The 12,852-nt window shown below is 67.4% G+C and carries 12 protein-coding genes and 1 riboswitch; of the genes, 5 read left to right on the plus strand and 7 right to left on the minus strand.

The features are described from left to right. Position 1: 1 nt before the first annotated feature. Genes JQ580_RS15365 through JQ580_RS15385 form a run of 5 tightly spaced genes read right to left on the minus strand, consistent with a single transcriptional unit; the run spans position 2 to position 6,444 of the window. A complete protein-coding gene (locus JQ580_RS15365) occupies positions 2 to 631 on the minus strand; it encodes a precorrin-8X methylmutase (protein WP_212280912.1) in 630 nt (209 codons plus the stop codon). Next, the gene (cobG, locus tag JQ580_RS15370; RefSeq protein WP_212280913.1) at positions 631 to 1,794 is read right to left on the minus strand and encodes a precorrin-3B synthase; all 1,164 of its coding nucleotides are present in this window, start codon (positions 1,792 to 1,794) and stop codon (positions 631 to 633) included. The genes JQ580_RS15365 and cobG overlap by 1 nt, the downstream gene beginning before the upstream one ends. After that, positions 1,791 to 5,039 carry a cobaltochelatase subunit CobN gene (gene cobN / locus JQ580_RS15375; RefSeq protein ID WP_212280914.1) on the minus strand — a complete coding sequence of 1,083 codons (3,249 nt, stop codon included), beginning with the start codon at positions 5,037 to 5,039 and terminating at the stop codon, positions 1,791 to 1,793. Before cobN ends, cobG begins: the two co-directional genes overlap by 4 nt. Next, positions 5,039 to 6,073: a cobalamin biosynthesis protein CobW gene (gene cobW, locus JQ580_RS15380; RefSeq protein ID WP_212280915.1), complete on the minus strand. Its 1,035-nt coding sequence runs from the start codon at positions 6,071 to 6,073 to the stop codon at positions 5,039 to 5,041. The genes cobN and cobW overlap by 1 nt, the downstream gene beginning before the upstream one ends. Then, the gene (locus tag JQ580_RS15385; protein WP_212280916.1) at positions 6,070 to 6,444 is read right to left on the minus strand and encodes a DUF1636 family protein; all 375 of its coding nucleotides are present in this window, start codon (positions 6,442 to 6,444) and stop codon (positions 6,070 to 6,072) included. The genes cobW and JQ580_RS15385 overlap by 4 nt, the downstream gene beginning before the upstream one ends. 92 nt (positions 6,445 to 6,536) lie before the next feature. Continuing rightward, positions 6,537 to 6,755: riboswitch (cobalamin riboswitch) on the minus strand. Positions 6,756 to 6,795: 40 nt separating this feature from the next. On the opposite strand from JQ580_RS15385, the gene cobO reads away from it, so the two are divergent. Both cobO and JQ580_RS15395 read left to right on the plus strand, forming a co-directional pair. Next, positions 6,796 to 7,431 (plus strand): cob(I)yrinic acid a,c-diamide adenosyltransferase, encoded by a 636-nt coding sequence (gene cobO / locus JQ580_RS15390; protein WP_212280917.1) that lies wholly within the window; start codon positions 6,796 to 6,798, stop codon positions 7,429 to 7,431. A 7-nt stretch (positions 7,432 to 7,438) separates the two neighbouring features. Beyond that, entirely contained in the window at positions 7,439 to 8,887 is a 1,449-nt protein-coding gene (locus JQ580_RS15395; RefSeq protein WP_212280918.1) for a cobyric acid synthase, read from the plus strand. On the opposite strand, the gene cobD is transcribed toward JQ580_RS15395, so the two are convergent. Both cobD and cbiB read right to left on the minus strand, forming a co-directional pair. Further along, positions 8,876 to 9,841 carry a threonine-phosphate decarboxylase CobD gene (cobD, locus tag JQ580_RS15400; RefSeq protein ID WP_212280919.1) on the minus strand — a complete coding sequence of 322 codons (966 nt, stop codon included), beginning with the start codon at positions 9,839 to 9,841 and terminating at the stop codon, positions 8,876 to 8,878. The two genes, JQ580_RS15395 and cobD, sit on opposite strands and share 12 nt — an antisense overlap. Before the next feature lie 11 nt (positions 9,842 to 9,852). Next, positions 9,853 to 10,776 (minus strand): adenosylcobinamide-phosphate synthase CbiB, encoded by a 924-nt coding sequence (cbiB, locus tag JQ580_RS15405; protein WP_212281192.1) that lies wholly within the window; start codon positions 10,774 to 10,776, stop codon positions 9,853 to 9,855. Between the two features lie 150 nt (positions 10,777 to 10,926). Here cbiB and cobU point away from each other — a divergent pair, with 150 nt between their 5' ends. The 3 genes from cobU to bluB are packed head-to-tail and all read left to right on the plus strand — an operon-like array spanning position 10,927 to position 12,846. Beyond that, on the plus strand, positions 10,927 to 11,430 hold the full coding sequence (cobU, locus tag JQ580_RS15410) for a bifunctional adenosylcobinamide kinase/adenosylcobinamide-phosphate guanylyltransferase (protein ID WP_212280920.1): 504 nt from the start codon (positions 10,927 to 10,929) through the stop codon (positions 11,428 to 11,430). Continuing rightward, on the plus strand, positions 11,427 to 12,209 hold the full coding sequence (gene cobS / locus JQ580_RS15415) for an adenosylcobinamide-GDP ribazoletransferase (protein ID WP_212280921.1): 783 nt from the start codon (positions 11,427 to 11,429) through the stop codon (positions 12,207 to 12,209). Before cobU ends, cobS begins: the two co-directional genes overlap by 4 nt. A 4-nt stretch (positions 12,210 to 12,213) precedes the next feature. Further along, positions 12,214 to 12,846: a 5,6-dimethylbenzimidazole synthase gene (bluB, locus tag JQ580_RS15420; protein WP_212280922.1), complete on the plus strand. Its 633-nt coding sequence runs from the start codon at positions 12,214 to 12,216 to the stop codon at positions 12,844 to 12,846. Positions 12,847 to 12,852 lie beyond the last annotated feature (6 nt).

The following is a 12,852-nucleotide window of genomic DNA, read 5'->3' on the forward strand; positions in this document are numbered from 1 at the left end:
GCTATTCGCTCCGGCTCGCCAGCGCATTCACGGCAGCAACCGTGATCGCGGAGCCGCCGAGGCGGCCCTCCACCGTCAGAGCAGGCACCGGCGGATCCGCTATCAGCGCGGCCTTGGATTCGGCGGCACCGACGAAGCCGACCGGACAGCCGACGATCGCCGCGGGCCGCGGGCAATCGCGGTCTTCCAGCATGTTGAGCAGATGAAACAGCGCGGTCGGCGCATTGCCGATCGCAACGATCGCACCATCGAGATGCGGCCGCCACAGCTCCAGCGCCGCAGCCGAGCGGGTGTTGCGCATGGATTGCGCCATTGCAGGCACGGTCTCGTCGCCAAGCGTGCAGATGACGGCATTCGCCGCGGGAAGCCTTGCGCGCGTAATCCCTTCCGAGACCATGCGCGCGTCGCACAGGATCGGCGCGCCCCGTTGGAGAGCAGCGCGCGCGGCCGTCGCCATGCCGGGCGTGAAACGGATATGCGCCTCCAGGCCGACCATACCGGCCGCATGGATCATCCGCACCACGACCTGCTCCTCCTCAGGCGTGAAGCGGCCAAGATCGGCCTCGGCCCGGATCGTTGCGAAGGACTGCCGGTAGATCGCCGCGCCGTCTGTCTCGTAAGTATGCGGCATCAATGCCCTCCCACCAGGATCGAGGGATCGCTGATGATGTCGGCGCCGTTCAGGCCGCGCAGCACCGGCTCGTCGCGGATCGAGCCGTCACGGACGAGGTCAAATCCGGCGCGGGTCGCAACCAGCGTCGCCGCGGCCGTGCCGGAATGGGCACAGCCCTTGTTGCAGCCGGAGACATGGAGCCGCGCATCGGCGCCAATGCGCGGGGCGAGCGCGGCTGCGAGCGCACGCGTATCGGCATGGGCTTCGCGGCAGCGCGGCGCGCCGCTGCAGGCAATGACACGCAGTGCGGGATCAAAGGGCTCGGTGATGAGGCCCGGCGCGCTCGGCATCTCGCGCTTGCCTTCGCTGAGCACCATCCGCCAGGGCGTCATGCGCAGCGCATGTCCGCAACCGGCGAACTGCTGCAGTGTCGTATGCAGCATCTGCCCGAAGGCGACGCCGACCATGGCGCCTTGCGGATAGTGCCCGGGCCGCGACGCGGCCATCACCGGCGCGGGTTCGGTCTCGCCGCGCAGCGATTGAGGCAATGCCGCGCCGGAGGCGATATGGGCCGCCATGCGCCCTCGCCCGCCCGCCGCGCCGCCGGAGACCAGGAACCAGCTTGCAAGCGCAAGCGCCGTGCTCACCGCCTCTCCGCGTGCGACGGAGCGCCCGAGCTTTGCGCCGTCGGCCCGCACCAGGTGATGGCCTGTGCGATCGCGCTCGATGCGAATGTCGGCGGAATTGCCGGCGAGCACGCGCGAGGTCCCGTCGTCGATTGCGAAGCCGAATTTCGTTGGAAGCGCGAGCGAGCTATCCTCGAGCGCTTCCTCGAGCTCGGCGGCGAGCGATTGGGTCGCGTCGCCAGCGCGCCAGAACGGCGTGACCAAAATGTTGCGTCGGGCCTCCGTGGCCGGATCGGGATCGAGCAGCGCCAATCGTGCAAGGCCGTCGATCAGCGGCCGATGGCCTTCCTCGCTGACACCCCTGATCTGCAGATTGGCGCGGCTGGTCACGTCGATCAGACCATTGCCGTACCGTCCGGCAAGCTCGGCAAGTCCTGTGATTTGTGGTGCTTCGATCCTTCCACCAAACGGACGCACGCGCACCACGAGTCCGTCGCCCGAGAGCATCGGCCGCAGCGCGCCTGGACACCAGCCCTTGACCGTCGCCGCGTTCATGAGGCCTCCTGCAACGCTGCAGCAATCGAATTGCGGCGCGTTTGCCAAAGGGCCGCATCGTGCAGACGCACAAAGCAGGTTTCCATCGCCGCGAGTGCGGATGGATTTTCACGCGCCATGAAGGCGCGGACGTCGTCATTGCCGAGCGTCGCATCGTAGTAAAGATCGAACAGATGCGGCGGCACGGCGTCCGCGAGATGAGCGAAAGCGGCCATGTGCTCCAGCGTCGCCGTGATCTCGGCGGCGCCGCGAAAGCCATGACGCATCATCCCGGCGATCCAGCCCGGATTCGCCGCGCGCGCACGGACGACGCGGGAGATTTCCTCCGTCAGCGTGCGAGCATGCGGCTGTTCGGGACGGGTCGCGTCGAGGTGATAGAGCGATGGCCCCGCCGCGCCGAGATGCGCAGCCGCCGCCGCAACACCGGCTTCATGTGCGGCATAGTCGGCCGCGAGCAGCAGATCGGTTTCCGGCACATCCTGGACGTGGACGAAGGCATCCGCCGAGACGAGGCGCTGCTCGATGCCGGCGCGATTCGGCTGCATTTCGCCGCTGGCCGAGAACGCCCAGGACGAGGCCGACAACCAGGCTTCGCCTGCGGCCTCGCGCGTCTCCGGCGTGAAGGCATCAGGGATCGCCGAGAGGCCAACGCCGTATTGCCCCGGACGCGGCCCGAACACGCGGGAGGCGCGGTGGCGATACGGATTCTCGTCGCCCTCCTCCTCGCGCGCCGCAAGCGCTTCGGAGGCGGCCTCGAACAATTGCGCAAGGCCTGAGAAGACGTCGCGAAACAGGCCGGACACCCGCAACGTGACGTCGATGCGGGGACGGCCAAGCTCGGCCGGCGCGACGATGTCGTAGCCGGTCACACGGCCCGACGCGTGATCCCAGCGCGGCGCGAGGCCGGCCAGATGCAGCGCCATCGCAAATTCCTCGCCGGCGGTGCGCATCGTCGCCGAGCCCCAGAGATCGACCACGAGGCCCTTTGGCCAGTCGCCATGATCCTGCAGGTGACGGCGCAGCAGCTCTTCCGCAAGCTTGATGCCTTGCGCGTGCGCCGATGGCGTCGGCACCGCGCGCGGGTCGACGGCAAAGAGATTGCGTCCCGTCGGCAGCACGTCCTGACGGCCGCGATAGGGCGAGCCCGAAGGCCCAGGCGCAACGCGCTGCCCCGCAAGTGAGGCACGCAGCGCATCCCGCTCCGCATCGCCGCAGACGCCACGGCCGAACACGTGCAGGCCGTCGCCGTACTGGCTCTCCTTGAGATCGCAGACCAAGCGATCGATCCGCGGAATCGCTTCGGCCGGCGCGGCCGACGCATCGAGACCGAGGTCGTCTTCGAGGCCCACCGCGCGCGCCTCGTCGCGGATCGCGCCAATCAGCCTCTGGCGGCGCGCGGGATCGAGACCATCGGCGGTCGAATATTCGTCGAGCAGGCGTTCGAGCCGCCGCAGGCTTTCGGGCACGGCGGATTGCGCGAGCGTAGGCGGCAGATGGCCGATGGTAACGGCGCCGATGCGGCGCTTGGCCTGCGCGGCCTCGCCGGGATCATTGACGATAAAGGGATAGATGACGGGCAGATCGCCGATCAGGGCTTCCGGCCAGCATTGTGAGGAGAGCGCCACGGACTTGCCGGGCAGCCATTCCAGCGTGCCGTGCGCGCCCATATGCACGACGGCGTCACAGGCTTGCGCTCGGAGCCAAAGATAGAACGCGACATAGCCGTGTCGCGGCGTGCGAGTAAGATCGTGATAGTCGCTATCGCGTGCGACAGCATCGCCGCGCTCGGGCTGGACCGCGATGATCGACCGGCCGCATGCGATGGCCGCGAAGTGGAACTCACCATCGCGGCAACTCGGATCGCTCTCCGGCGTACCCCAGGCTTGCGCGAGATCGTCCTGCAAGGCTTGTGGCAGGCGCGCGAGCGCAGCGCGATAGTCTGCGACGTTCCAGGTCAAGCTCTGCTTCAGCAGCGTCCCGCCAAGGGCGTGGACCGGTGCGACACCATAGCCGGCTGCCGCCAGGTCGGACACCAGCGCCTCGACCGAAGCCAGCGCATCGAGCCCGACGGCGTGTGCGATCTGGTGCGGACGGCCCGGATAGTTCGAGAGCACGATCGCCAGCCGCTTCTCGGCAGCCGGCGTCTCCGCGAGCCGCCGCCAGAGCGCGACGCGGGCGGCGATGGACTTCACGCGCTCTTTATCGGCGCGATGCGCCAGATGCGTGAACTGCAGGTCGGGATCGCGCTGCGTGGCCGATTTGAAACTCACCACGCCCGCGAACAGCCGGCCATCAACTTCCGGCAGCACCACATGCATCGCGAGATCGCCGGGCGACAGGCCGCGCAACGACTCCGCCCAGTCTTCGCGCCGGGCCGACGAGACCGCGACCTGGAAGACCGGACATGACGCGGCGTCGAACGGCGTCGTACCATCGTTACCCAGGGCTGAGAACGCCGTCGCATTGACGATTGCGGCCGGGGAATTTTGCGCAAGATGTGCCCGCAGCCAGGCGGCGACACCCGGAGCCTTCAATGAGGGGACGAAGGCGCCGCAGGCGTCAAATCCCTCTTCACGCAGCGCAGCGATCAGCGCATCGACCGGACCGGTATCCGCAGCCGTGAGGTAGGAGCGATAGAACGTCACCAGCGCCCGCGGCTTGCCGTCACCGCCCGCCGGCGCAGCAACGACGCCGCGCGCCGGATCATAAAAGCCCATCTCGGGCACGGTCATCTCGCCGATCACGGGCCCTGCATAGAGGCCCGAGGCCAGCGCTAGCTGCGCAATGGCCGCTTGCGCAGCCACCGGGCCGCCGGTGTCGCAGAGCACCTTCAGCCGGCGCAGCGTCGAGACCGGCAGCGTCGAATACGCATCGAGCCGCGTGTCGTCGCGGCCGTCGGCCGGCAGCACAGCCAGCACGATGTTGCGATCTTTGGCGAGTTGCTGAAGAGCCGCGAGGCCGTACGCCCAATAGGACTCGCCGCCGATCAGGCGAACCAGAATGCCGCGCGCCTGCGACAACGTGCGTTCGATATAGGTGTCGACCGACAGCGGATGACGCAATTCCACGAGATTGGCGAGCCGCAGCGTCGGCAGGCTGTCGCGGCCGCGCCGCCAACCGGCCGCGAACGCAGCAAGATCGGAATCCGAATACGAGAGCACCACGAGATCGGCCGGGTCCTGGCCGATGTCCCTTGGCGTCGCGGTCTCCTCGAGACCGCGGCTCTCGCGGAAAACGACGTGCATCAGACTCCCAATCCCGCCTTGATCGCGGCCTCGTCGATATCGCCGTGCTCGCCGATCACGACGAGCTTCGACCGCCTGGCGTCTGAGCCCCAGGGCTTGTCGAATTGGTGGCGCACGCGCTCGCCGACCGCCTGAAGCAGCAGCCGCATCGGCTTGCCCGCGACCGCGATGTAGCCCTTGGCGCGCAGCACGTTCTGCTCGCGCGCCAGACGCTGAACGGATGCGACCAGCGCATCGATGTCGGTCACCTCGGGAAGATCGATCACCACAGAGTTGAAATCATCGTGCTCGTGCTCATCCTCGCCGTCATGATGCGACGGACGCGCGGCGAGATCGTTCTCGGCGGCAGCGCCGAGGCCGAGGATGAGGCGCGCATCGATCGCACCGTCGGTGATGGCCAACATCGGCACACGGCGCGGCATCTCGGCGGTGATCGCCGCCTTGGCCGCTTCGATGCCGGCTGCCCCCGCAAGATCGGCCTTGGTCAGCAGCACGATGTCGGCACAGGCAATCTGGTCCTCGAACACTTCCGACAATGGCGTCTCGTGATCGAGATTTTCATCGGCCGCGCGCTGCGCTTCGACCGCAGCCGGATCGGGCGCAAAGCGACCAGCGGCGACAGCCTCGGCATCGGCGAGCGCGATCACGCCGTCGACCGTGATGCGCGAGCGGATCTCCGGCCAGTCGAACGCCTTCAGCAAAGGCTTGGGCAGCGCCAGGCCCGAGGTCTCGATCAGGATGTGGTCGGGCCGCACCGGCCGCGCCAGCAATTTCTCCATGGTCGGAATGAAATCGTCGGCGACGGTGCAGCAGATGCAGCCATTGGCGAGTTCAATGATGTTCTCTTCCGGGCAATTGGCATCGGCACAGGATTTCAGGATCTCGCCGTCGACACCCTCGCTGCCGAACTCGTTGACAAGCACCGCGAGCTTCTTGCCGTTGGCATTGCTGAGCAGATGCTGGATCAGCGTGGTCTTGCCGGAGCCGAGGAAACCGGTGACCACAGTCACCGGGACTTTTGCAAGCGAGCTCATTCGGCGGCCTCCGGCACGACGGCAACAGGGGGAATGCGGGCAAGCGATTGCTTGCGGAATATTTCCGGTCGGCTGCGCCACGGCACGAGCCCGTCGGGAGCGGCGGCATAGGCTGCAGCGCCCGCGACCACGTCCTTCGCATGGGCGTCAGAGAGACGGCCGTAGACGTAAGACCACCGGCCCGGCGCGCTCAGTGCCACCGAGCAGCCCTGATTGCAGGCCGACAGACACTCGACGGGAACCACGTTGACGCCCTCGGGCACGCCGGCCTCGACGATCGCGCCATGCAGGCGCTTGCCGGGCGCGGTGTCGCCCTCGCCTAGCGTCTCGCCGGCGCGGCAGGTGATGCAAACGTGAAGTGTGACTGTCATCGCTCTTCCAGAGTATACGGCGGAGGCGATGAGGCACACGGACCATTCTTTCGAAGGCCGCTTCCCCGTCGCGGAACACCCCGTCCGCCGGTCCAAAAATCGTCGCGCTGGCAGGTCTCCCGGCTTGCGGAGCAGGGTTTCCCCTTCGATCCCCGCCTTCCCGAACCCAGAGGGGATCAGTGGCTTCGGGCATCTCTCCGGTCACGGTCGCGGGGGCGGCTGCATTTTGGAGCCAAATCTTGCCGATTCGGACCCTATCGCATTCCCTCTTCGCCTGTCATAGGACAGGAACCAACACGGGGTCACCATTTGCCGGTGGCCGCCACTTGTCAAGCCGAAGGACCGGGACCGATGACGCCTGAACCGGATACGAAAACGGCCGAGGAAACCGACGCCCGCCACGCCACGAAAATGGCGAAGAAGAAGGCCGCCCGCGACAAGATCATGGCGACCAAGAGCGGCGAAAAGGGCCTCATCATCGTCCACACCGGCGCCGGCAAGGGCAAGTCCTCCTCGGCCTTCGGCATGATCGTGCGCTGTGTCGCCCATGGCTTCCCCTGCGCGGTCGTGCAATTCATCAAGGGCGCCTGGGATACCGGCGAGCGGCGCCTGCTCACCGGTCATTTCGGCGAGCTCTGCCAGTTCCACGCCATGGGCGAAGGATTTACCTGGGAGACGCAGGACCGCGCCCGCGATATCGCCGCGGCACGCGCCGGCTGGGAAAAGGCCAAGGAGCTGATCCTCGATGAAAGCCTGCGCATGGTCGTGCTCGACGAGATCAACATCGCCCTGCGCTACGACTATCTCGATATCGCGGAAGTCGTCGAATTTCTGACCACCTCGAAGCCCGAGATGACGCATGTCGTCCTCACCGGGCGCAACGCCAAGGACGAACTGATCGAGATCGCCGATCTCGTCACCGAGATGACGCTGGTCAAGCACCCCTTCCGCTCCGGTATCAAGGCGCAGGCCGGCGTCGAGTTCTGATCAGACGATGGCACGTGCATTGATGATCCAGGGGGCCGGTTCGGACGTGGGCAAATCGCTCATCGTCGCAGGCCTCGCGCGTGCCTTCACGCGCCTCGGCCTGCGCGTGCTCCCCTTCAAGCCGCAGAACATGTCGAACAACGCAGCGGTCACCGTCGATGGCGGCGAGATCGGCCGCGCCCAGGCGCTGCAGGCGCTCGCCGCCGGCGTCGAGCCGCACACCGACATGAACCCGGTGCTGCTCAAGCCCGAGACCGATGTCGGCGCGCAGGTGATCGTGCACGGCAAGCGTATCGCGACCGCGCGCGCACGCGACTACGCGGCGATGAAACCCTCGCTGATGGGCGCCGTGCTGGAGAGCTTCGAGCGGCTGAAGGCGCGCGCCGATCTCGTGCTGGTCGAGGGCGCCGGCAGCCCGGCCGAGGTCAACTTGCGCAAGTCCGACATCGCCAACATGGGCTTTGCGCGCAAGGCGGATGTGCCGGTCGTGCTGGTCGGCGACATCGACCGCGGCGGCGTCATCGCCCAGCTCGTCGGTATCAAGACGGTGATCGACCCCGACGATGCCGCGATGATCCGGGGCTTCGTCATCAACAAGTTCCGCGGCGACCCCACGCTGTTCGACGACGGCTACCAGCTGATCGCGCAAAAGACCGCATGGCGCGGCCTCGGTGTGCTGCCGTGGTTTGCCCGCGCGGGCGAACTGCCGGCTGAAGACGCGCTCGGCCTGAGCGACGCGCGCAAGCCGGGGCAATGCAAGATCGCCTGCCTCGCGCTGTCGCGGATCGCCAATTTCGACGATCTCGATCCGCTCAAGCTCGAGCCCGGCGTCGATCTCATCATGGTGCGCCCGGGCCAAGCGATCCCGGGCGATGTTCGCCTTGTCATTATCCCCGGCTCCAAATCCACCCGGGGCGATCTTGCCTTCCTGCGCGCGCAGGGCTGGGACATCGACCTGCTCGCACATCACCGCAGGGGCGGCCATGTGCTCGGCCTCTGCGGCGGCTATCAGATGCTGGGCCGCAGCGTCGCCGACCCCGCAGGCATCGAGGGGCCCGCCGGCGATACCGCGGGGCTCGGGTTGCTCGAGGTTGAGACGGTGATGGACTCGCAGAAGACCCTGACACGGGTTACGGCCGTGCATGCCGCCACGGACCAGCCAATCCAGGCCTACGAAATCCACATCGGCCGCACCGATGGGCCTGATCGTGCACGCCCGTTCGCGAAGCTGAACGGCGAGCCGGAAGGCGCGATCTCGCGCGATGGCCGCGTGCAGGGCAGCTATCTGCACGGCCTGTTCACATCGGATGAGTTCCGCAAGGCGTATCTGGCCAGGCTCGACATTCCCGCCGGCGACGAGCCCTATTCCGCCAGGGTGGAGAGCGCGCTCGACGCGCTGGCCGATCACATCCAAAAGCATCTCGACGTCGAAGGCCTGCTCGCGCTAGCCCGCTAGGACCTCGGCAACGCGTGTCCATTCGGCTTCGCTGCCGGGAAGCCCGAGGCGCAGCCATGCCGGCCTTTGTGCGAACACGCGCGACCAGATCTGGCTGCGCGCCAGCTTGTCCTGCGCGGCGAGTGCGTCCGGAATCTCGTACAGACGAAACAGCGATGTGCCGCCAACGGGACACCAGCCCTGCAACTGCGCGAGTGTGTCGAGGCGAATACAGTCGCGTGCAAGCCGCGCTGTCGTGTTCTCGGCCCAGGCATCATCGCGTAACGCCCGGCAGCCGATCGAGATCGCAGCGCCCGAGACCGGCCATGGACCTGACATCGCCGCGAGCTTCTCGATGTCAGGCGAATTGCCGATGGCGAACCCGAGCCGCAGGCCAGCCAGACCATAAAACTTTCCGAAGGATCGCAGGATCAGCAACCCCTGCCGATTCGCTTCCGATGCGAGCGACAGCTGCGGAACCGGGTCCGCAAAACTCTCGTCGATCACGAGACGGCCGACGCGCGGCAGCAGCGCCAGCAGATCCTTCGGCGTATGACACCGGCCATCGGGATTGTTGGGATTGACGACGACGGCGAGATCCGCCTTCGCCAGCGCGTCGAGCTCTGCGACCTCCTGCACATCCCAGCCAGCAGCCGACAGCACACCGGCGTATTCATTGTAGGTCGGAGCGAGAATGCGGGCACGCCCCGATGGCGCCAGTTGCGGCAGAATTTGAATGACGGCCTGGGCGCCGCCCGTTGCGACGATCGGCGCGGTGGTGCGATAGGCGTGCCGCGCGGCCTGATGCAAGGCGTCGATCTCGGCGCGCGACGGCAGCGTGCTCCACGCCCGCGCGCTGACATCGCCGACGGGATAAGGCAGCCGGTTGATCCCGGTCGACAGATCGATCCAGTCTTCCGGGCGTCCGCCAAACCGCTGCTGGGCCAGATCGATATTTCCACCGTGCTCGCGCATGCCTCGTTCTTTCACGCGAAAGCAAGGATCGCAAGGAGGCCTGCGAGCAGCAGCATGGCGCGGCGGTAGACGGTCAGCGCCTCGGCGATGTCGGCGGCGCGCGGATCGCGCGCGCCCTCGTTCAGCCAGGGCTCGTTCGTAAGGCTGCCGTGATAGATACGTGGCCCGCTGAGCCGCACGCCAAGCCCGCCCGCCATCGCGGCCTCCGGCCAGCCCGCATTCGGCGAGCGGTGACGGCGTGCGTCGCGCGTCATGCACGATAGCGCGCCGGATCGCCGCGATGCCAGCAGCACGAACAGAAAGCCGGTCAGGCGCGCGGGAATGAAGTTCGCGACATCGTCGATGCGCGCCGCAGCCCAGCCGAACGCCTCGTGCCGCTCGCTGCGATGGCCGATCATGGAGTCCAGCGTGTTGATGGCCTTGTAGCCGAGGATACCCGGCAGGCCGAACAGCGCGCCCCAGAACACCGGCGCCACGATGCCGTCGGAGGCATTCTCCGCAAGGCTCTCGATCGCCGCGCGCGCGATGCCGGCCTCGTCGAGCACTGCGGGATCGCGACCGACGATGCGCGAGACCGCGTCGCGCGCGGCGGCGATATCGCCGGCCAGCAATGGATTTGCGACCGCGGCCACGTGATCATGCAGCGAGCGCAGCGCGACCAGCGGCCACGCCACGACGCCGAGCAGCGCGATCTGGATCCAACCCTGGGGAAGCAGAACCTGAAGCACCCAGCCGACCGCAACGGAGAAGGCGATCACCACGAGCGCGCCGGCGATGCCCGCGCCACGGCGAAACGCCGGCGGGTCCGACACGCGATTCCACGTGGAATCAATGGCGCCGATCATCCGCCCGAGCCAGGTCACGGGATGGCCTATCCGTGCGAACAGCCACGACGGCCAGCCCAGGAGGGCATCAACCGCCATCGCCACCACCATCGCGCCCGCAAAACCCACACCTGCTCCCAAGCTGCCTCCTGTCCCGCCCCTGTTGCGCAAAGCGAAGGCCGAGCGCAAGCCCCTGCCCGCCTGATTTCGGCTTTGTCTTTGACCGCGTTTGGTGATTAGTCAGGCCCTCGGGAGACCTTCATGGCCATCATCTTGATCACAGGCGGAGCGCGATCGGGCAAGAGCAAGCGTGCGGAAATGCGCACGCGCGCCTTCCCCGGGCAGCCCGTCTACGTCGCGACGGCCGAAGCGCTCGATGCGGAAATGCAGGCGCGCATCGCCGAGCATCGCGCGCGGCGCGGAGCCGACTGGATCGACCGCGAGGTGCCGCTTGATCTCGTCCCCGCGCTGGTCGCGACAGATGGCGGCGGTGCAAGGCTGGTGGACTGCCTGACGCTGTGGCTCTCCAACCTGATGCATGCGGAGCGCAACTGGGAGCACGAGGTGAACGCGCTCGCCGCCGCCCTGCCCCGTTTGAAAAGCCCCGTCGTCCTCGTGACCAACGAGGTCGGCCTCGGCATCGTGCCCGACAACGCGCTGGCGCGGCGCTATCGCGACGCCGCCGGGATCATGAACCAGGTCATCGCGGCGGCGTCCAACGAGGTCGAGTTCGTCGTTGCCGGCCTGCCGATGAAGCTGAAATGACGGCGCGCGTCGAGCTTCTCAAGGACGTGGTCGCCGATCTCAGGATGGCAGCGTCGTTCGTCACGATCCTCCCGGTCGCATCATCGAAGCCGGCGGCTGACGGCGCCATCGCGCGTGCGACATGGGCTCTGCCGGTGGCCGGCCTGCTGGTCGGTCTTGCCGGCGCGTTCGTCTATAATGTCGCCACCCGCTTCGGACTGACGCCGAACCTTGCCAGCCTGCTCGCTCTCGCCACGACCGCCCTCGTCACGGGCGCGCTGCACGAAGACGGTCTCGCAGATACCGCCGACGGGCTCGGTGGCGGCCGCACGCGCGAGCGCAAGCTCGAGATCATGCGCGACAGCCGGATCGGGACTTACGGCGTCTGCGCGCTGATCCTGTCGTTCGGCCTGCGCTGGAGCGCGCTCGCCGCGATCGCCGATCCCTTGCTGGTGGCATTTGCGCTTTGCGCCGCGCACACGGCCGCTCGCGCGGGCGTGCCGGCCTTCATGGCACTGGTACCGCCGGCCCGGCACGACGGCCTGTCGGCGAGCGCAGGATCGCCGCCGGGCCGCAGCGTCGCCATCGCCTTGGCTCTTGGAGCGCTCGCGCTTACTCTCGCGTTGGGGCCGGGCAAGGCGCTGGCCGGCCTGATCCTGCTGTCGCTCGTCGGCCTGTTGCTGGCACGGATTGCCGTGCGCCAGATCGGCGGGCAGACCGGCGACATCCTCGGTGCATTCGAGCAGATCGGCGAGATCCTGATTCTGTTGGTCGCCGCATCCATCCGGATGGGGGGCTGATCTCATGGTCGAGTTCGACGACACCTTCCGTCAGCACCTGCGCGAGCTGTTCGTGTGGCGCCGCGACGTCCGCCGCTTTCGAACCGACCCACTGCCGGCCGGCGCCATAGATCGCCTGATCGACACTGCTTGCCTGTCGCCCTCGGTCGGCCTCAGCCAGCCCTGGCGCTTCGTCATCGTCGACGATGTTGCACGGCGCCGCGCCGTGACTGACGATTTCAGGGGTTGCAATGCCGATGCGCTGAACGCGTATGCCGGCGAGCGCGCGGCGCGCTACGCCACGCTGAAACTGTCCGGCCTCGAACATGCGCCCGGGCACCTCGCGGTGTTCGCCGACAAGGCGAGCGACATCGGCCACGGCCTCGGCCGCGCCACCATGCCGGAGACGACCGAATATTCCGTGGTCGCCGCGATCACCGCGATGTGGCTCGCCGCGCGCGCCGATGGCATCGGCATCGGCTGGGTCTCGATCCTCAATCCGGATCGCATCCACGCCATTCTCGACGTGCCTGACACTTGGAAGTTCATCGCCTATCTCTGCATCGGCTATCCGCAAGTCGAATGCGACCAGCCCGAGCTGGAGCAGGCGAACTGGGAGCATCGGCGGGGGGCGGACGCGTTCACACTGAAGCGTTGAGACGCC

Origin of the sequence: Bradyrhizobium sp. SZCCT0148, from assembly GCF_018129985.1 — a bacterium.
Classification (GTDB): Bacteria; Pseudomonadota; Alphaproteobacteria; order Rhizobiales; family Xanthobacteraceae; genus Bradyrhizobium; species Bradyrhizobium japonicum_H.

Bases quoted from the DNA above. Each gene is read 5' to 3' on its own strand.
- JQ580_RS15365 (WP_212280912.1), bottom strand. From the start codon at position 631: ATGCCGCATACTTACGAGACAGACGGCGCGGCGATCTACCGGCAGTCC.
- cobG (WP_212280913.1), bottom strand. From the start codon at position 1,794: ATGAACGCGGCGACGGTCAAGGGCTGGTGTCCAGGCGCGCTGCGGCCG.
- cobN (WP_212280914.1), bottom strand. From the start codon at position 5,039: ATGCACGTCGTTTTCCGCGAGAGCCGCGGTCTCGAGGAGACCGCGACG.
- cobW (WP_212280915.1), bottom strand. From the start codon at position 6,073: ATGAGCTCGCTTGCAAAAGTCCCGGTGACTGTGGTCACCGGTTTCCTC.
- JQ580_RS15385 (WP_212280916.1), bottom strand. From the start codon at position 6,444: ATGACAGTCACACTTCACGTTTGCATCACCTGCCGCGCCGGCGAGACG.
- cobO (WP_212280917.1), top strand. From the start codon at position 6,796: ATGACGCCTGAACCGGATACGAAAACGGCCGAGGAAACCGACGCCCGC.
- JQ580_RS15395 (WP_212280918.1), top strand. From the start codon at position 7,439: ATGGCACGTGCATTGATGATCCAGGGGGCCGGTTCGGACGTGGGCAAA.
- cobD (WP_212280919.1), bottom strand. From the start codon at position 9,841: ATGCGCGAGCACGGTGGAAATATCGATCTGGCCCAGCAGCGGTTTGGC.
- cbiB (WP_212281192.1), bottom strand. From the start codon at position 10,776: ATGGTGGTGGCGATGGCGGTTGATGCCCTCCTGGGCTGGCCGTCGTGG.
- cobU (WP_212280920.1), top strand. From the start codon at position 10,927: ATGGCCATCATCTTGATCACAGGCGGAGCGCGATCGGGCAAGAGCAAG.
- cobS (WP_212280921.1), top strand. From the start codon at position 11,427: ATGACGGCGCGCGTCGAGCTTCTCAAGGACGTGGTCGCCGATCTCAGG.
- bluB (WP_212280922.1), top strand. From the start codon at position 12,214: ATGGTCGAGTTCGACGACACCTTCCGTCAGCACCTGCGCGAGCTGTTC.